General features: G+C 62.7%; 18 protein-coding genes and 2 riboswitches. Of the genes, 9 read left to right on the top strand and 9 right to left on the bottom strand.

From position 1 onward, the window contains the following. The first annotated feature begins 27 nt into the window (after positions 1–27). The gene (locus ACSBPU_RS07665) at positions 28–225 is read left to right on the top strand and encodes a putative motility protein (RefSeq protein ID WP_442596947.1); all 198 of its coding nucleotides are present in this window, start codon (positions 28–30) and stop codon (positions 223–225) included. Between the two features lie 38 nt (positions 226–263). Here ACSBPU_RS07665 and ACSBPU_RS07660 read toward each other — a convergent pair whose 3' ends face one another. Further along, the gene (locus tag ACSBPU_RS07660; protein ID WP_442596945.1) at positions 264–1220 is read right to left on the bottom strand and encodes a LysR family transcriptional regulator; all 957 of its coding nucleotides are present in this window, start codon (positions 1218–1220) and stop codon (positions 264–266) included. Between the two features lie 99 nt (positions 1221–1319). On the opposite strand from ACSBPU_RS07660, the gene ACSBPU_RS07655 reads away from it, so the two are divergent. The 3 genes from ACSBPU_RS07655 to ACSBPU_RS07645 are packed head-to-tail and all read left to right on the top strand — an operon-like array spanning position 1320 to position 4525. Then, positions 1320–2246: a hydroxymethylglutaryl-CoA lyase gene (locus ACSBPU_RS07655; RefSeq protein ID WP_442596943.1), complete on the top strand. Its 927-nt coding sequence runs from the start codon at positions 1320–1322 to the stop codon at positions 2244–2246. A gap of 37 nt (positions 2247–2283) precedes the next feature. After that, a complete protein-coding gene (locus ACSBPU_RS07650; protein WP_442596941.1) occupies positions 2284–3504 on the top strand; it encodes a CaiB/BaiF CoA transferase family protein in 1221 nt (406 codons plus the stop codon). A 40-nt stretch (positions 3505–3544) separates the two neighbouring features. Then, positions 3545–4525: a Bug family tripartite tricarboxylate transporter substrate binding protein gene (locus tag ACSBPU_RS07645; protein ID WP_442596939.1), complete on the top strand. Its 981-nt coding sequence runs from the start codon at positions 3545–3547 to the stop codon at positions 4523–4525. 125 nt (positions 4526–4650) lie between these two features. On the opposite strand, the gene ACSBPU_RS07640 is transcribed toward ACSBPU_RS07645, so the two are convergent. The 5 genes from ACSBPU_RS07640 to ACSBPU_RS07620 form a co-directional block, all read right to left on the bottom strand. Then, on the bottom strand, positions 4651–5202 hold the full coding sequence (locus ACSBPU_RS07640) for a VOC family protein (RefSeq protein WP_180067479.1): 552 nt from the start codon (positions 5200–5202) through the stop codon (positions 4651–4653). Positions 5203–5214: 12 nt separating this feature from the next. After that, entirely contained in the window at positions 5215–6198 is a 984-nt protein-coding gene (locus ACSBPU_RS07635; protein WP_442596937.1) for a fumarylacetoacetate hydrolase family protein, read from the bottom strand. A gap of 30 nt (positions 6199–6228) precedes the next feature. Continuing rightward, entirely contained in the window at positions 6229–7191 is a 963-nt protein-coding gene (locus ACSBPU_RS07630) for a tripartite tricarboxylate transporter substrate binding protein (RefSeq protein ID WP_442596935.1), read from the bottom strand. A gap of 104 nt (positions 7192–7295) precedes the next feature. Continuing rightward, positions 7296–8078, bottom strand: a complete 783-nt coding sequence (locus ACSBPU_RS07625; protein ID WP_442596933.1) for an IclR family transcriptional regulator — start codon at positions 8076–8078, stop codon at positions 7296–7298. Positions 8079–8356: 278 nt separating this feature from the next. Continuing rightward, the gene (locus tag ACSBPU_RS07620; RefSeq protein ID WP_442596931.1) at positions 8357–9484 is read right to left on the bottom strand and encodes a M20 family metallopeptidase; all 1128 of its coding nucleotides are present in this window, start codon (positions 9482–9484) and stop codon (positions 8357–8359) included. Positions 9485–9639: 155 nt separating this feature from the next. Between ACSBPU_RS07620 and ACSBPU_RS07615 the strand changes: the two genes are divergently transcribed. Continuing rightward, a complete protein-coding gene (locus tag ACSBPU_RS07615; protein WP_442596929.1) occupies positions 9640–10545 on the top strand; it encodes a LysR family transcriptional regulator in 906 nt (301 codons plus the stop codon). A 19-nt stretch (positions 10546–10564) separates the two neighbouring features. On the opposite strand, the gene ACSBPU_RS07610 is transcribed toward ACSBPU_RS07615, so the two are convergent. Then, positions 10565–11038, bottom strand: a complete 474-nt coding sequence (locus tag ACSBPU_RS07610) for a PACE efflux transporter (protein WP_442596927.1) — start codon at positions 11036–11038, stop codon at positions 10565–10567. Positions 11039–11203: 165 nt separating this feature from the next. After that, a riboswitch (glycine riboswitch) is annotated at positions 11204–11294 on the top strand. Continuing rightward, positions 11295–11382, top strand: a riboswitch (glycine riboswitch). It begins immediately after the preceding riboswitch. Positions 11383–11421: 39 nt separating this feature from the next. On the opposite strand from ACSBPU_RS07610, the gene ACSBPU_RS07605 reads away from it, so the two are divergent. Together ACSBPU_RS07605 and ACSBPU_RS07600 are read left to right on the top strand one after the other, a co-directional pair. Then, positions 11422–12663, top strand: coding sequence for a D-amino acid dehydrogenase (locus ACSBPU_RS07605; protein ID WP_442596925.1), 1242 nt, complete (start codon positions 11422–11424; stop codon positions 12661–12663). Positions 12664–12738: 75 nt separating this feature from the next. After that, on the top strand, positions 12739–13230 hold the full coding sequence (locus tag ACSBPU_RS07600; RefSeq protein WP_442596924.1) for a YkgJ family cysteine cluster protein: 492 nt from the start codon (positions 12739–12741) through the stop codon (positions 13228–13230). 201 nt (positions 13231–13431) lie between these two features. Here ACSBPU_RS07600 and ACSBPU_RS07595 read toward each other — a convergent pair whose 3' ends face one another. Together ACSBPU_RS07595 and ACSBPU_RS07590 are read right to left on the bottom strand one after the other, a co-directional pair. Then, positions 13432–14307: a phosphorylase gene (locus ACSBPU_RS07595; protein WP_442596922.1), complete on the bottom strand. Its 876-nt coding sequence runs from the start codon at positions 14305–14307 to the stop codon at positions 13432–13434. Positions 14308–14526: 219 nt separating this feature from the next. Then, positions 14527–15405 carry a pirin family protein gene (locus ACSBPU_RS07590; protein WP_442596920.1) on the bottom strand — a complete coding sequence of 293 codons (879 nt, stop codon included), beginning with the start codon at positions 15403–15405 and terminating at the stop codon, positions 14527–14529. A 221-nt stretch (positions 15406–15626) separates the two neighbouring features. Between ACSBPU_RS07590 and ACSBPU_RS07585 the strand changes: the two genes are divergently transcribed. Together ACSBPU_RS07585 and ACSBPU_RS07580 are read left to right on the top strand one after the other, a co-directional pair. Next, entirely contained in the window at positions 15627–16676 is a 1050-nt protein-coding gene (locus ACSBPU_RS07585) for an ABC transporter ATP-binding protein (protein ID WP_442596918.1), read from the top strand. A gap of 15 nt (positions 16677–16691) precedes the next feature. Then, complete coding sequence (locus ACSBPU_RS07580) at positions 16692–18356, top strand: ABC transporter permease (RefSeq protein ID WP_442596916.1); 1665 nt, start codon at positions 16692–16694, stop codon at positions 18354–18356. Positions 18357–18363: the final 7 nt, after the last annotated feature.

Below are 18363 nucleotides of genomic sequence, written 5' to 3'. Positions count from 1 at the left end.
AACCATCGTCCATCAGGAGACACACCAATGAGCATGTCCATCGATGCCACCGTAAGCACCGCACTTGCCATCGAAACCGCCAATGCGCAACAGCAGCAGCAAATGACCGTGCTGCGGAAAACGCTCGACATGCAGGCCGATGCCATCACCAACCTGGTCGAATCCGCGGTTCCGCGTCTGGCCACTGTCGGCAATGTGGGAACGATTCTGCACACCACCGCCTGATTTCAAGGGGTCAGACCCCATGGGGTCTGACCCCAGTCTCATCTGGACTGCTTGCCGGTGGGGCCTGCGCCCGGGGCTGCCCCGGGGGTCAGACCCCGTACGGGGTCTGACCCCAAATACTCCATCAGCAGCCGTGCGGCGGGTGTCAATGAGGCCCGCGACTGAAAGCACACCGCGAATCTTCGTTTCGCCCACGAATCCGATAAATCCACCGCCACGATTCCGCTGGCGCTGTGCCGCGCGGCCAGCACTTCTCTGGGCGCAATGCTCACCCCCAGGCGTGCCTGCACGACTCTCAATGCGGAATCGAAGTTCGACACCGTGACGCGATGGGAAAATGTGCGGCCCAGTAACGCAGCCTGCCTGCGCATGTAACTGACGACCGCGGTCGTGGGCGGAAGGCTCACTTGCTCGTAGTCCAGGACCTCCTCGAACGCCACCGTCTTGCGGCCGGCAAGCGGGTGCCCCTCCGGAACCAGCACCGCCAGGTGGTCATGCCGATACGGGACGTGTTCCAGTCCCTGAAAGTCGGCGGCATCCCAGCATATGCCCAGGGACGCGACACCGGCACGCACACCCTGAACGACCTTTTCGCTGACGGCCTCCTCGAGACTCACGCGTATGTCGTGGTGCGCGGGTATGTGCAGAAAGCCGGCGATGTCGTCCGCCAGAGACTCGGCCATTGCGGACGAACTGGCCAGTACCTTGATCAGGCCTTTCACTCCCGCCGCATATGCCGACATGTCCCGGTGAATCTGATCGGCGCCCGCCAGAATGGCGCGTGCGTGCTCGAGCAAGGTTTCGCCGGCCGCCGTGGGCTCCACGCCGCGCCGCCGGCGAATCAGCAATGGCACGCCCAGGGCTTCCTCCAGTGCCGCCAAGCGCTTACTGATGGCCGATGGCACCATATTCGCATCCTCGCTCACTCGCGACATGCTGCGCAACTCGCACACGGCCACGAACAGCCGCAGCGTCGTGATGTCGATATCCCGCATGATATTCCCGTATGGAAAATTACTCGTTCTTTATTAACGAAGCATACTCGATAAAGAATAGCTAGAATCAATAGACTATCGGTCGCTGAGGTCCTGCACATGTCTGTCGTGAAAGAAAAAGTCGCCATTCGGGAAGTCGGCCTGAGAGATGGCTTGCAAAGCATTGCCCAGACCGTGCCCACCGACCGGAAACTGGAATGGATTGCCGCAGCCCATGCTGCGGGCCTGCGCGAAATCGAAGTGGGCTCGTTCGTTCCACCGCATCTCCTGCCACAACTCGCGGATACCGCCGAGCTGGTGAAAGCGGCGCGCGCCTTTGACGGCTTGCGGGTCTCGGTGCTGATACCCAATCTGAAAGGCGCGGAGCGCGCGATCGCTGCCGAAGTCGACTTGATGCTGCTGCCCTTGTCGGCCAGCCGCGAGCACAGTCTCGCCAATCTGCGGAAGACCCCGGACGATGTCGTCCGTGAGGCAGCAAGAATACGCGCGGCGCGGGATGCGGCCGGTTCCCGGGCCTTGATCGAAGGCGGCATCGGAACCGCCTTCGGATGCACACTGCAAGGGCATGTGGCCCAGGACGAAGTGCTGCGCCTGGCCCTGGCGCTGCTGGAAGCCGGCGTCGATCGCATCAGCCTGGCCGACACCGTCGGTTATGCCGACCCGGCGGCCGTGAATGAATTGTTCAGCCGGGTCCAGGCAGCCATCGGAGATCGCTTGCATGGCGCCCACTTCCATGACACCCGCGGCCTGGGCCTGGCCAATACCCTGGCGGCGCTGCAGGCAGGAGTACGCCGCTTCGACGCCTGCCTGGCAGGAATCGGCGGCTGTCCGCATGCGCCCGGAGCCAGCGGAAACGTCAGCACCGAAGACTTGGCCTTCATGCTGGAAAGCATGGGGCACGACACCGGCATCGACCTTGAGCACCTGCTGCAAGCGCGCGCCCTTGTTGCCGACCATTTGTGCGACGTACCGCTGCATGGTGCGCTCTGGCGGGCCGGCCTGCCCAGGACCCGCGCCGCCTCATGATGCCCGCCAAACAAACCGTAACGGAATTTCCAAGCAGATGACTACCGAAGACACCGTTCCCGCCACGACCCAGGCCGCCCTGCCTCTTTCCGGCCTGCGCGTACTGGAGTTCACCCACATGGTGATGGGTCCCACTTGCGGGCTCATACTGGCCGACCTGGGCGCCGAGGTGATCAAGATCGAGCCCATAGACGGCGACCGGACCCGCCACCTGCTGGGCGCCGGCGCCGGCTTCTTCCCCATGTTCAATCGCAACAAGAAAAGCATGGCGCTCGACCTGCGCAAGCCGGAAGCGGCCGCCATCGCGCGGCAGCTGGGCGAAGGCGCGGACGTGCTCATCGAGAACTTCCGCCCGGGCGTCATGCAAAAGTATGGACTGGACTACGCATCCCTGCGCGCAAAGAACGAAAAAATCATCTATGTCAGCCACAAGGGTTTTCTGCCCGGTCCTTATGAAAACCGCACGGCCCTGGACGAGGTCGTGCAGATGATGGGCGGACTCGCCTACATGACGGGAAGGCCGGGCGATCCTCTGCGGGCTGGAAGCAGCGTGAACGACATCATGGGCGGCATGTTCGGTGCGATAGGCGTGATGGCGGCGCTGATCAGCCGCGGCATCACCGGGAAGGGCCAGGAGGTCCAGTCGGCCCTGTTCGAAAACAATGTGTTCCTGGTGGGCCAGCACATGCTTCAGTACATGCTGACGGGCCAGGCCGCCGCCCCCATGCCGGAACGCATCTCCGCCTGGGCTTTGTACGATGTTTTCACGGTCAAGGACGGCGAACAGATCTTCCTGGCGGCGGTCAGCGACAGCCAGTGGAACACCTTCTGCGACGCCTTCGGCTTCGATGACCTGAAGCGCCGCGAGGACCTCGCCACCAACAACCTGCGCGTGCAGATGCGCCCCACCCTGCTGGCCGACCTGCGCGAACGCCTGGCCGGCTACAGCGCTCAGGCCCTCGCCGAGACCTTCGAGGCGCAAGGCCTGCCCTTTGCCCCCATCGCGCGTCCCGAAGACCTGTTCGATGACCCGCACCTGAATGCCACCGGCGGGCTTGCCGACATCCGGGTGCCCGACGGCGCCATGGCCGGGCAGGACACGCGCGTTCCGCTGTTGCCGCTGGTGCTCGCCGGAAAGCGCCTGGGCGTGCGGAACTCCCCTCCTCAATTGGGCGAACACAGCGACAGCCTGCTGCAGGATCTCGGTTACGGCGCAGCCGATATCCAGGCGCTCAGAACAGCCGGCGCCATTCAATAAATCACGAAGGCAGGACCTTATATACACCAAGGAGACGAGAATGAACAATTTTTCACCGACCCGCCGCCATGTATTGGCCGGCCTGGGCGCCGCCGCGGTGGCGTTGCCCTTTGGCGGCCGCGCCCAAAGCGATCGCCCCGTCACATTGATCTTGCCGGTCAGCGTCGGGTCCGGCGTAGACACCATCACGCGCTCGGCCTCCGAAGCGCTCGCCCACGCGCTCGGCCAAACGGTCGTCGTCGACAACCGGCCGGGCGCCGGCGGCATCATCGGCACCAGCGCCATCGTCAAGGCCGAACCAAACGGATTCACCATCGGCATGGTTTCCAACAATCACGTCGTATATCCCAGCGTATACAAGTCGGTACCCTTTGACCCGATCGCGGACATCACCCCCATCTCGGTCGTGGGGTCCACGCCCTTCATGCTGGTCGTGAATCCAAACACCATCAAGGCGCGCAACATCCAGGAACTGGTGAGCGAACTGAAAGCCAGTCCCGACAAATACACCTATGCGTCTTCGGGAAATGGAACGATTCTGCATCTGGCCGTCGAAATGTTCGTGCATCAGGCCGGCGCCTCGGCTCGCCATATTCCGTATCGCGGCGTCGCGCCCATGATGACCGATCTGATCGGCGGCCAAGTGGATTTCGGCGTCCTGTCGCTGCCGTCCGTAAAGAAGCAGGTGGAAAGCGGGGCGTTGCGCGCCCTGGGCGCCTGCGGCGCAAAGCGCATGGAAAGCATGCCCGACCTTCCCACCATCGCGGAACAAGGTGTCACCGAGTACGAATGCGACGGATGGTTTGCCGCCGTGGGGCCGGCGGGCCTGCCCGACAAGGACGTGCAGCGCTTTCATCAGGCGCTGAAAACGGCGTTCAACGACCCCGCCGTGCAGGTCAGCATGAAGGCCCAGGGCAACAATATCGTCAACATGGCTCCCAAGGAAACCGCCGCCTTCTTCCGTTCGGAAATGGCCAAGTATGCCGCCGTCGTAAAGGCATCGGGCCTGCAGCCGGTGTAGGGGTCAGACCCCGTACGGGGTCTGACCCCAAGCCCTTTGCAACAGGGCCAGGCCCCGCATGGGATCCGGCCCCAAGTCCTTTGCAGCAGGGTCAGACCCCGCATGGGGTCTGACCCTTTGACGCTTCAAACCCGCTGATAACCCGTCTTTCCGCCGAACAGCTTTTCCCGCTGGGACCAGTCATGCGTCTGCTCCCACAGGCGCAGGACATCCATTGCTTCGGCACGGAACTGGGCATCCTGCTGAGGAGTCGATATCTGGACGCCCAGCTCCAGCCTGTGTCCGGACGGATCGAAAAAGTAGATGGACAGCAGAAAATCGTCATGGTTGACCGGGCCAATGACCGGAATGCCCTTGGCCTCGAGATCCGCCTTGGCCTTCAGCAAGGTATCTTCGTCCTTGACGCGGAAAGCGAAATGCTGGACCCAGCCCGGCGTTTCCGCGTCGCGTCCGGACGGCTCGCCCTTGTCGCGGGGGAGCTCGAAGAAAGCGATGCAGCTGCCGTCCTCCATTTCGAAAAAAATGTGGACATGAGGGCTGTAAGCCCCCGTGGACGGCACGTGGTCTTCACCCATCGCATGTATGAACTTCAGTCCCAGCACCTTGGTATAGAAGTCAACGGTCTCGCGGGCATCCTTGCAGCGGAATGCAGCGTGATGCAGGCCTTTGCACAGCATGGCGGTCTCCTGTCAGTGATCGAGCGCAGCAAAAGTCTGCTGAATCCGTCCAAAGACGGAATTGCCTTCCCGATCGAAATGTTCAATACGGACTTCATCCCCGAAGCGCAGCAGCGGCGTCGTGGCGGCGCCCGAGTTCAAGGTTTCGAGGGCGCGGATCTCGCCGATGCATCCGCAGCCGGCGCTCTCGTCTTCGTTCGACACCGTGCCCAGTCCCACCAGGCTGCCCGGTTCGAACGGGCGGGTCTGGGCAACGTGGGCGATCAAGTCGCCATAATGGAAGGGAGTGTCGATACCGGTTTCGATATTGCCCACCTGTTTGCCGCGCACCCAGCACTTCATGGTGCCGGCCACCAGCTTGCCGTCCCACAGGTCGCCAAGCTCGTCGGGTGTAACGGCAATGGGTCCCATGCTGGACGCCGGCTTGCCCGTCAGGAAGCCAAAGGTGCGCTTCAGCTCGGCCGGGATCAAAGACCGCAGCGAAATATCGTTCATCAAGACGAAAAGCTTGATGTGCCGGCTTGCGTCTTCGCGATCGACGCCCACGGGCACGTCGTCAGTCACCGCGAAGATCTCGGCTTCGAAATCGATGCCCAGGTCATCGGAAGGAAGCTTCACCGTCTCGTTCCAGGCCATGAAGCCATGCGATATTCCTTGGTACACCAAGGGTTTCTCGTAGAAATCGTCGGGTATGGCCTCGCCTCGCGCGGCACGGTTGCGCTTGATATGGCTGGCGTAGGCCGCGCCGTCCAGGAACTGGTATGCGCGCGGCAGGGGCGCCGCCAGTGTGTCGAGATCGAGCGGAAACTGCCCCTCGACATCGCCCGCATTGAGCTGGTCATACAAGCGTTGGAGCGCAGGAGACACCTGGGCCCAGTTATCGAGCGCGTACTGCATGGTGGGCGCGGCCGCCCCGGCCTTCACTGCCTTGCCCAGGTCGCGGCTGACGACGGCCAACGCGCCGTCCCGACCCGAACGTAAAGATGCGAGCTTCATAGTACCTTCTTCCTACTCGTTGTTGCTGTTTCACTGCTGAGGGATCTGGGCTTGCTGCACGACCTGCTTCCACTGGACGATGTTGTCGCGGATCATGTCGCGCATGCCGTCGGGCGAGCTGTAGTAAGGTTCGCTTCCCATATCGTTGAGCTTCTTCCTGACGCCGGGATCCTTCAGGATGTCGTCCAAAGTGGCGTTCAGCTTGCCGATCACGTCGGCCGGCGTTCCGGCGGGCGCCGCCAGCCCCAGCCACGACATCACCTCGAAGCCGGGCAAGGCCTTATTGGCCGGAGGCACGTCGGGCAACAAGGGCCAGGGCTCGCTGCTGGTCACCGCCAAGGCGCGCAGCTTTCCTGCGTGGATTTGCGGGCCTGCCACGGTCGCCGTATCGACAAGGACGTCGACGTCGCCGGCGATCACCGATACGACGGGCGCGCCGCCGCCCCGGTATGGAATATGCAACATGGGGGCCTTGGCGGTGGACGCCAGCAGTTCGCCCGTCAGGTGCTGGGTGGAGCCGACGCCCACGGAGGAAAAACTCACACCGTCGGATTTCCCACGCGCGGTCTCCAGCAGCTGGGCCAGCGTCTTGGCGGGATTATCGGCGCTGACGGCCACGACGAAAGGAAATTGCGTGACCGTGGAGATCATGGAGAAGTCGGCCACGGGATCGTAGGGAACCGACTTGCGGACCGCGGCCGAAGCGGTATGCCCACCGGTCAGCATGATCAGCGTATAGCCGTCGGCGGGCGCCTTTGCGACATGGCCGGACGCAATGGTGCCGCCGGCGCCGGTCCGGGATTCCACCACGAAAGGTTGCTTGAGACGGCCTTCGAGCTCTGCCGCGACGAGCCGCGCGACCGAATCGGCGTTGCCGCCGGCACCGAAGCCGTGAATCAGCGTAACGGGTTTTTCGGGATAGGCGGCAGTGGCGGCACCGCTTGCGAAAGCCATGGCCAGACCGGCCAGCAGTGCTTTGAAATTGAATTCCATCGGGGTCTCCTTGATTCTTGTGAGCGTCAAGGACAGACTATAGAGAGCCCCGCGCCGAATGCGCCACAGTTTTCCATTGGATGGAAATGATCTGCGCGAAGGACTCAAGCTGCGGCGTTCAGCGCCTTGCGTATGGCCCTTGCCCGGGTCTGCAGGATGGAAGCCAGGGACTGTATGCGGGCCGGGCCCATGCGCCCGTCGATGGCGGCCACGCTGATCGCGGCGATGGGCTGGTCCAGAGAATCGAACAAGGGTACGCCCACGGCGGACACACCCGGATTGACCTGGTTCCGGATAAAAGCATAACCGTCCTTCCTGCAGCGCGCGACCGCTTTGTGCAAATCGATTTCAAGGCGGCTTCCGCCTTTGGCTGGAACATCGGTGGCCAAGCTGGCGATCAGGGCTTCGCGCTCTTCCTCGGGCAGAAAGGCCAGCATTGCCAAGCCGCCCGCGCCCAGGCCCAGCGGCCGCCTGCTGCCGACCTCCAGCGTCAGTACGCGAACGGGCGACGGCCCTTCGTAGCGGTCCAGGCAGACCGCGTCCGCGCCACTGCGCACAGTTAGGTACACGGTATCGCCGACCTCTTCGGCAAGGGATAGCAAGTAACGGCGGCAGGGCTCGCGCAGATCGAAGGACATCGAGGCCGCCACGCCCAGCTCGAAGGCCAGCGGGCCAAGCAGATAGCGCTTGTTGGACTCGTTCTGCACCACCATCCGCTGCTGTATCAGCCGCTGCAACAGGCGGTGCACGGTGGAATAAGGCAGGCCGGTGTCCGAAGCGAGCCGGGTGAGCGGCAGCCCCCTGCGTCCCGCAGTGGCCATATGCTTCATCAATTGCACCGCCCTTTCTATCGTTCCAACGTCGCCTTGTGCCGCTTTACCTCCCATGATGGCTCCTGTGATGCGCCGACTTCGGGCGCCGGATGGCATTATAGGCGCGGCGCGGGCTGCGGGAAGAACAATTCCATTTGATGGAAAACGGCGCGGGTAGAGGGGGTCAGACCCCATACGGGGTCTGACCCCGAACAACCGTCATGAAGGGGTCTGACCCCGGGCAACCTTATCATCGTTATGAAAAAGGGTCAGACCCCATGCGGGGTCTGAACTTCGATCAACCTGGCCGCCTCGGAAAAGGGGTCAGACCCCGCATGGGGTCTGACCCCGAATCAGGTCAGTTCAGCCAGCAGCAGCCGCCAGAACTCCAGTCTTTTTTCCAGTGTCGAGACGAGGATGTGCTCGTTCAAGGTGTGGGCGCCATCGCCATCCGCGCCAACGCCGTCGATGGTAGGGATGCCCAGGGCGGCGGTGAAATTGGCGTCGCTGCCGCCTCCGGTCATGGGGGCCTCTTCGAGTTCGAATCCGGCACGACGCGCGCAATCCTGGGCGACGGCCAGCAATTTCGCCGTTCCGTCGCTGCGCGTCATGGGCGGGCGATTGAGTTCCGCCTTGACGGCCAGTTCGACGTCGGGGTCGACGGCCTTCAGCGCATTGATGCGCGACAGGATGAATTCGGCCGCTTCCCGATCGGGCACCCGGAAATCGACGACCGCCCTGCATTCGGCCGGGACCACGTTGGTGGCGGTGCCGCCTTTCAGTGTGCCGACGCTGACGGTGATGCCTCGTGCATAGTCGGTCATGGCTTCGAGCGCCAGGACCTGGTGCGCCATCTCCTTGATCGCGCTCCGTCCTTTTTCGTGTGCGACGCCAGCATGCGACGGCCGACCGCGCGCGGTAAGGGTGACCATCCCCGTGCCTTTGCGCGCGGTCACGCATCGTCCGCCGTCGGCCCTTGCCGGTTCGGTCACCAGCACACAGCGCGCACGCGCCGCGTAATGTTCGATGCTGGCCCGCGAGGCGTGGCTGCCGGTCTCCTCGTCGGGCGAAAACAAGTAATCGACGGGCAGCGCCGTGCCGCCGTTTGCGGTCGCCTGCCCCATGGCGGCCAGCGCCAGGTAAGCGCCGGCCTTCATGTCGTACGTGCCGGGGCCGTACAGGCGGTCGCCCTCTTGCCGGACCGGGTTTTCAAGCAGCGTGCCGACGGGATGGACGGTATCGAGGTGCGCGAGAATCAGTATGCCCGGTCGATCATCCCCGGTTTTGCGATTACTGACGCATAGCAAGGGCCCCACGTCGCCGGCCAACGGCTCGATACTCGCGCTCAGGCCCAGCTTGCGCGCTTGCTCCCCGGCCATTTGCATCATCTGCCCGACCCGCCCCGGGTCGTGTGTCGGCGATTCCAGCCGCACCCATTCCTCGATGCCTGCGACGAGGCTTTCCGTGGTTTCCCTGTTCATTGCACCTTCCATGTGAATGTTAGACAAGAGGCTGAAGCCGGACGCGCGGCGCCAAGCGCAAACCATTCTACCTGCCCGCTCCGCGACACATGGCGCCAGGAAATCCAGGTTGCATTACACTCATATCAAATAAACTGAAGGATGAAAGAGGCGCCATGGCCTTCACGACGGAAAACGTCAAGGTATTTCTTGCTGTGCTGGACACCGGCAGCTTTTCAGCTGCCGCCCGGCGGCTGGGCCGTGTACCGTCCGCGGTCAGCATGATGGTCGCGCAGCTCGAGGCGGAACTCGACCTGGCCTTGTTCGACCGCTCAGGCCGCGAACCCCGGCCAACCAGCGCCGCACTTGCCCTGGAACCCCAGGCGCGACAGCTTGCGGGTCAGTTGCGCCAATTGCAGACCCATGCGCTCGCCCTGCACAAGGGCCTGGAAAGCCGCTTGACGCTGGCTATTGCGCCCGAGCTGCTGTCCGCACCCTGGAATGATCCCCTGGTCCTGCTTTCCAATGAATTCCCATCGCTCGAGGTCGAAGTGCTCTCGGCGCCGCAGGCCGACGCGCTTCGCATGCTCGAACAGGACAGCGCCCAGCTGGCCATCGTGTTCGAGCGTCCCGCCACCAACGAGCATGAGGCCTTTCAGGAATTCAGCAGCGAAATCCTGGTCGCCGTCATCGCCCCCGATCATCCCGCGTTCTCGAACGGCCGCAGCATGCTGCGCCAGGAGGAATTGCTCGATATCCGGCAAATCGTCGTGGCCGGCCGAGATGCCGACGAAACCGATCCCCGCGTCGTCGTGGCGCGGCAGATATGGAGAACCGACAATTACCTGGCCACGCTGAGCCTGGTACGGTCGGGACTGGGCTGGGCCTACCTGCCGCGCTCCCTGGTGCAGCCGCTCACCCAGAGCGGAACGCTGGTCGAGATCACTTTCGAGAACATCAGCAATCAGCTACAGCTGTGGGTGGATGTCGTCTGGTTGCGGGATCGACCCCTGGGGCTGGGCGCGCGCCGCTTCATCGAGCTGGTCAGGCAGGTACGGGGCCCGCGCCAGATCGGCGATTAGAGCCTGCATCAACCAGGGCCTAGGCGGCCTGCCGCGCCTCGGACGTGGGCGGGCCGGCTTTCATCGAGGGAGCTGGCTGCATGGCCGATGCAGGCAGCCCAAACACCTTGTCGAAAATCAGGCTGAACACGAAGGTATAGACCAGGAAAAATACGATGAAGCCCAGATCCAGCACGAATGCTTCCCACCAGGATACATTCAGCCACCATGCGAAAAAAGGCACGAACGCCACGATGAGGCCGCCTTCGAAGCCGATGGCGTGCGCCACGCGGCGCTTCACGCTGCGGCCCTTGATCGTCTGGCGGGATTCCCAGTGCTCGAAAAGCGCATTCCAGACAAGATTCCAGACCACCGCAATCAAGGATGCGGCAACGGCCGCGACGCCTGCATGGCCCGGTGCATGCCCGAGCATCGCCAGCGCGACGCTGGTCAGGATGACGGCGATGAGCTCATAAAGCGATACATAAACCACCTTGCGTTTGACGCCCTGCATGGTGCGACTCCATAAATACTTTGATTGAACCGAAAGAAATATACCTCCGCCTCAGCCCCGAAAAAAGTCAGCTTCTATCAGTTTTTCTGACATGTTGACCGTACCACGGGTTTATCCCCAATTGAGCTCTTTCCGGAATCCGGCTACGCTCTTGCTCGTCCATATAAAGATCATGCAGAAGAGTCCGGCCATCCATGCCGGCGCCGACGGAGCAACCGCCCCGGAAACTCTCAGGCCACAGGACTGCAACGGTCAGGACAATCTGGAGAGCGGCGCGTTGGGCGCCCACCGAAGGGGAACCCGGCAAGGGTGAAACTCTCAGGTAAACGGACAGATGGGGCGTCGCCGTCATTCGGCGGCGACCACATCTATCTGGAGCTCTCATGCACCATATCGCCATCATCGGCGCCGGCATCAGCGGCGTCACGTCCGCCTACGCCCTTGCCAAGCAAGGCCATGCGGTTACCGTCATCGATCGCCTGCGCTATTGCGCCATGGAAACGTCGTATGCCAATGGCGGCCAGCTATCGGCCTGCAACGCAGAAGTCTGGAACAGCACCTCGACCGTTCTGAAAGGAATGCGCTGGATGCTGCGCCGCGATGCCCCGCTGCTCGTCAACCCATCCCCAAGCTGGCACAAGTACTCATGGATGGCGGAGTTCGTCCGCCATATCGGCAATTACCGAGAGAACACGCTGCGTACGACACGACTCGCCATCGAAGCACGCCAGCATCTGTACAAGATGGCGGAAGACGAAGGCATAGACTTTGACCTGGAAACACGCGGCATCCTGCATGTGTTCCACGATCGGAAAAGCTTCGAAGCCGGTCGGCGGGTCAATGCGCTATTGCGCGAAGGCGGCCTCGAACGCCACGAAGTCACACCCGCCGAGGCGCGCGACATCGAACCCACGCTGACCACCGAATGCTATGGGGGCTTTTACACGCCCTCCGACGCCACGGGCGACATACACAAGTTCACGCGCGGATTGGCGCAGGCGTGCGAGCGCAAGGGCGTGCGCTTCCTGATGGACACGGAAGTCACCGATATCTCCGCCCTGGAGCAAGGCCATCGACTAACCATCAGGCAGGCATCCACCGAGCACCTGGACGCCGATGCCGTCATCGTCTGCGCCGGCACGGCCAGCCGGCGATTCGCCTCGATGCTGGGCGACCGTGTGAATATCTATCCGGTAAAGGGGTATTCCATCACGGTCAACCTTGAAGACGAGCAAAGCATCGCGGGGGCTCCCTGGGTCAGCCTGCTGGACGAAGAAGCCAAGATCGTGACCAGCCGCCTGGGGCGCAATCGCTTCCGGGTAGCGGGCACGGCGGAATTCAACGGCTACAACAAGGACATCCGCGCCGACCGGATACTGCCCCTGACCAATTGGGTCCACCGCCATTTTCCGCAGGTTGACACTTCACGCGTCATTCCTTGGACGGGACTGAGGCCCATGATGCCCGACATGATGCCGCGGGTGAAGGCGGGCAGACGGCCCGGGGTCTTCTACAATACGGGCCATGGGCACCTGGGCTGGACACTGTCGCCGATCACGGCGCAGATGCTGGTCGACGAGATCGCCCGCAGCGGCGCCAGAACCCAGGTCGCCGTGGCGGCCTGAACCCATGGAATATTTTATTTTGTAAGTCGTCCCGCGCACGGAAAATGGCGTAGTAAACTCTGCGCTCCACTTTCCGTGCCGAACACCATCATGCTCGATGAGCGCTTTTCCATTGCGCAGCTTTCGCGCCTATCGCCGCGAGGCAAATCGGCGGCCAACGACGACACTCACACCAATCCCTGCCTCAGCTGCGGAGCATGCTGCGCACACTTCAGGGTTTCCTTCTATTGCGGGGAAATCGCCGATGAGCGCGGCGGCATGGTCCCTCCCGAACTGGTCACGCAAGTGGGACCCCTGCGCGCCTGCATGAAAGGCACGGAATATGGCGGCAAGCGCTGCATCGCGCTGCGAGGAGAGCTCGGCCAGGACGGAATCCATTGCGCCATCTACGAGCAGCGCCCTTCGCCGTGCCGTGAATTTCCGGCTTGGCAAGAAGATGGTTCTCCCAACCCGGACTGCCAGCGCGTCCGCATGAAGATCGGCCTGCCGCCGCTGCCGGCCATCACAAAAGACGACGACCTCGACCCGGGAAATACGCCGCCCCGCCGTGGCGACGTCGCTGCCTGATCTGCCTTGGGGTCAGACCCATTTTCGGCCTGGGGTCAGACCCCATGCGGGGCCTGACCCCAAAATCAACGAACAAGCGGCAGCTCCCAATTTCGGCCTGGGGTCAGACCCCGTATGGGGTCTGACCCCAAAATCAATGAACAAGCGGCAGGCCCCATTTTCGGCCCGGGGTCAGACCCCGTACGGGGTCTGCCCCCCAGTTCAACGCTCCCAGGACGCCTCGGCCAGCACGGCCAGCGGCCCGGCCTTCCGGATGGGTGCGACGTGCTCGGGGTGTTTCACATACAAGGCGCCTGCGAAGGCCAGGGCGTTGACCGACACGTTGTGAGAATGCTCTTGCTTGCGTGGCACCAGGAGCATCCAGCCGTTCTGAACCAGCATGTTGCAAGGCGGCATCAGCCCTTCTTCGTCGGGCTCCAGGCCCAGCTTCGCGCACGCAAGACCGTAGGCGCCGGACATGCTGGCCGCAGACGCATCGATGTCCGCCGACCGCTGTGCCAGCACACGGGCGAACACGTGCCTGACCGGCAGGACGGCATGTTCTTCGAGCGCCAACTCGGGCGCGTCCGCCGACAGATGGGCGATCAGGGGATCCAGGCTGGCATTGCCGGGCGCCGCCGGCAGCCATTGCACATGCTTATGCCGCTGACTGGCGCCCGCCGGCCCGCCGCCGTTGTAGAAGCCGAGCCCTCCCGATTCCGACAGCAGGCTGGCCAGCACCCAGAAGTCCTCGTAAGCGAGCGGCTGCCGCTGCTCCGCGAATTCCCGACGCGCCAGGACGAGATGGCGATCGCATACCGGGAATTTATTCAGGATGGCGACATGGTGATCGCCGAAAGGCCCGACCGTCAATGCCGGTTCGGGCGACAGGAAGGGATTGAAATCCGGATCGCGCGGACCGCCCGGCATCGCGGGCTTGGCCACGTTCTTCGCCGCCAGCGAAGACAGCCACCGGACAATGAAAGGCAGGCCGCCGTCGGTGATCTCGACTTGTTCGGCCTGGATGGGCTGCAAGGCGCCCGATGCCAGCGCATCGGCCGCGCGTTCATCAACGGCCTTCATGAATGCAGTCGTCATGCTTTCCCCCTATTGCTCAATGCTCATCCGGGCATTGTAAAGGGTCAGCCCCTGCACCCGCATCGCCGGGGTCAGACCCCGTATGGGGTCTGACCCCAACGCAATGGCTCAAGAGTCCAACCCAGCCGTGCCCCGCATGGGTCAGACCCCGTATGGGGTCTGACCCCAACGCAATGGATCGAGGGTCCGATTCTGCTGTGGCCGGCCGGGGTCTGACCCCTAAACGAATTTCCCGGCCTGGAAATCGGAAAAGGCGTCCATCAGCTCTTGCTTGGTGTTCATCACGAACGGACCGTACTGCGCGATGGGCTCGTTCAAGGGCTTTCCGGCGATCAGCAGGACGCGCGCGGGGCCTTGCGCCTTGATGATGGCGCCGTCCGCCGCATCGTTGGCGAGTATGGCGATCTGATGCAGCGCTACCGGTTTGCCGGCCACCTCGACCGCGCCCCGGTAGACATAGATGAAAGCGTTGGCCTCAGGCGCGATGGACTGACGGAACTCGCCCGCAGCATCGAAATGGATGTCCAGGTATAGCGGTTCCGTTACTTCGCGCTGCATGGCGCCCTGTATGCCATGGCTGGCCCCCGCGATGATGCGCGCCTTCACGCCCTGCGCAGGAGCGACCTCCGGGATGGTCTCGCTTTGGATGTCCTTGTACCAGGGCTCGGCCATCTTGTTGTAGGACGGCAAGTTCAGCCACAGCTGAAACCCTTCCATGCTGCCCTCTTCCTGCTCGGGCAGCTCCGAATGAACGACGCCCCGGCCGGCGGTCATCCATTGGACGCCGCCGTTCTGAAGCAAGCCTTCGTTGCCCGCGCTGTCGCGATGGCGCATACGCCCCGCAATCATGTAGGTGATGGTTTCAAACCCCCGGTGAGGATGGTTGGGAAATCCCCCGATGTAGTCATCCGGATTGTCGGTGCCGAAATTATCGAGCATCAGGAAGGGGTCCAACCTCGTTTGCAGATCCTGGGTCAGGACGCGGGTCAGCTTGACCCCGGCGCCGTCTGACGTGGCCTGGCCGCGCAACGTACGCTCGACGAAACGGGGGCGCGACACGGTTTCTTGCAGGATTGGAATGGAAGCGACGGTATTCATGGTGTCCTCCAGCGAATGGAATGGGCGGCCGCCGCTATCGGAGACGGCCTTGAGAACGATGAATTCATTATAGGTAGCTTCAAAATTGCCGATAAGCCGTTAAATATGAAAGTCATCGTTCCAAAACCGTTACCAATCTTTTTATGATTTGTCATATATAGACTTTTTTCTGTCACAATCCGGCATTCATCATGACCGCGGAGTGCGCTCCAAGAGATCTTATGGCAGAAATATCAATAGACGGCGTCAGCAAACGTTACGGCGACGTCACGATCATCGATCGTCTCAACCTCAACGTCAGGCACGGAGAATTCTTCACCCTGCTCGGCCCCAGCGGCTGCGGAAAGACGACTCTACTGCGCATGATCGCCGGCTTCATCGTCCCTGACGAAGGCCGCCTTTTCCTTGACAAGCAGGACATTACGCGGCTACCCGCACACAAGCGCGAAACCGGCATGGTCTTCCAGGACTATGCCTTGTTCCCCGACAAGACCGTCTACGACAACGTGGCCTATGGCTTGCGGGTACGGAAGCTTTCCAGCCAGGCGATCGCCGGGAAAGTCGGCGACATCCTGGCGCGTGTCGAGCTCGGGCACCTGGCCAAGCGTTATCCGGGCGAGCTTTCCGGCGGGCAACGCCAGCGCGTGGCGCTGGCTCGGGCGCTGGTCATTGAACCCCGCGTCCTGCTCATGGACGAACCCTTGTCCAACCTGGATGCGAAACTGCGCATCCAGATGCGTGACGTCATCCGCCAGCTGCAGCAAGAGTCGAACATCACGGCCATTTTCGTGACGCACGACCAGGAAGAGGCATTGTCGATGTCGGACCGCATCGCGCTGTTGCGCAGCGGCAGGATAGACCAGCTGGATACGCCCGAGGGCCTGTACGCGGCCCCGGTCACTGCCTATGCGGCCGACTTCATCGGCGCAGCAAACCTGATCGACGTGCAGGGCCAGCAAGAGACAAACGGACACACCCTGGTTTCCATCGCCGGCGGCCGAGTCGCCGTTCCCGGAGCATCGTGCAGCGATGCCTGCCAGCTGGCGGCGCGGCCGGAGCACATCGGCGTCCACACCGACGCCGCGGACACGCGCGTTCCTGCGCAGGTGATCCACCGGCGCTATCTCGGCTTCAAGGCAACCTATGCCCTGCGCCTCGCGGACGGCAAGGTCATCAACGCCGACCTGCCGGCTGCCGGCGACCCGATCCATAGCCCGGGAAGCCCGGTATTCCTGAGCTTCAGTCCCGATTGCCGCCTGGTGCGCGCCTAGGTCCTGATCGAAATCATGTCAACCCAATCTTCCAAACAACGCTTCTCGCCCTGGTTCCTGCCCGCGCTGCTCTGCCTGCTGGTCTTGGTCGCCCTGGTCTTGTGGCCGCTCGCGGCGCTGTTCCATCAGAGCGTGGTGGACCCGAAGACCGGCGCACTCAGCCTTCATGGCTTCCAGGCTTTCTTCGACAGCCCGCGCTACGTAAGGGCCTTCTTCAATACCGTCATCCTGGGCGCCGTCTCGACCCTGGGCTGCCTGCTGCTGGGCGCACCGCTGGCCTACATCGTGGCGCGCTACGAATTTCCGGGCAAGACCGTCGTCGCCCTGCTTCCGCTCGCCACCATCATCCTGCCCGACATCGTGGTATCGCAAGCCTGGCTGATGCTGCTCGGCAACAACGGCATCGCGCGCCATGCGCTTGAAAGCATAGGCATCGACCTGCCCTCGTTCTACGGCTGGTTCGGCATGACCTATACGCTGATCCTGAACGACTATACCTACGTCTATATCGGGATGCTTGCCGCACTGAAAGCCATCGACGGCACGATAGAGGAAGCCGCCGTCAATCTGGGCGCCAGCAACCTGCGCCGGGCACTGACCGTGACCTTGCCGGTGCTCGCCCCCGCCCTGCTGGTCAACGCCATGATCGTGTTCACGCTGGCGGTCGACAATTTCTCCATCCCCATGATCCTGGGCGGCCGGGTCGACGTGCTTTCGTCGCTTACCTACACGACCTTTCTTTCGGAAATGGGCGGCAATCCCACCATGCAGAGCGTGCTCGCCGTCGTTTCCGTCGTGCTGGTGGGTTTCGTGCTGTTCATCCAGAAGCGCGTGGTCGAGCGCAAGACCTATCAGATGCAGCAGGGCCGCGCGCCGCTGGCGGTGCGCACCAGCGGCCTGGCCGCCGCCGCGCTCACCGCGTGGGCCGTGCTGTTCGTGGCCTTCACCATGATTCCGGCCCTTACCGTGATTGTCGGCGCGTTCACCAAGGCAAGCGGGCCGGTCATGCAGTACGGCACGTTCACGCTCGAAAACATGGAGCGCGCATTGCGCAACGCGCCCGAGCCCATCCTGAATTCCCTCATGCTCGCCAGCGTGGCGGCAGTGGCCGGCACCTGCTTTGCCACCATCACCAGCTATCTGATCGTCAAGAAGCGCATGTGGGTGGTGTCCACCCTGGACTATGTCGTCATGCTGCCGCTGGCGATCTCGGGCACGGTGCTGGGCATCGCCCTGATACACACCTACAACAGCGGAATGATCATCCTGACCGGCACCTGGGTCATCATGGCGGCCGCCTACTTCGTGCGCAAAGTGCCGTTCTCCATCCGGTCGGCCTCGGCTTCCCTGTACAGCATTCCCGACTCCATCGAAGAAGCTTCGATCAACCTGGGCGTGTCGCCCATCGCCAGTTTTTTCAAGGTGGTCCTGCCGGTGATGAAGCCGGCCATCCTGGGCGCGGCGATCCTGATGTGGGTGACCTCGCTCGCCGAGATCTCGGCCACCATCGTTCTTTACTACGGCGGCATGGAAACCATGCCGATCGAAATGTTCCGCCAGATCGACGCGGGCTACCTGGCGCGCGCGTCGGCCTACGGCGTCATCCTCATGTTCGTGATCCTCGTGCCTATCTACCTGGCCGTCCGATTCTTGAAACTGGATCTCTTTTCCAGCCGCTAACCTTACT

The sequence above is a fragment of the Parapusillimonas sp. JC17 genome, assembly GCF_052180245.1.
Lineage (GTDB): Bacteria > Pseudomonadota > Gammaproteobacteria > Burkholderiales > Burkholderiaceae_B > Parapusillimonas.
Note: the sequence above shows the minus strand (reverse complement) of the source record. Positions and strands in the feature narration are given on the sequence as shown.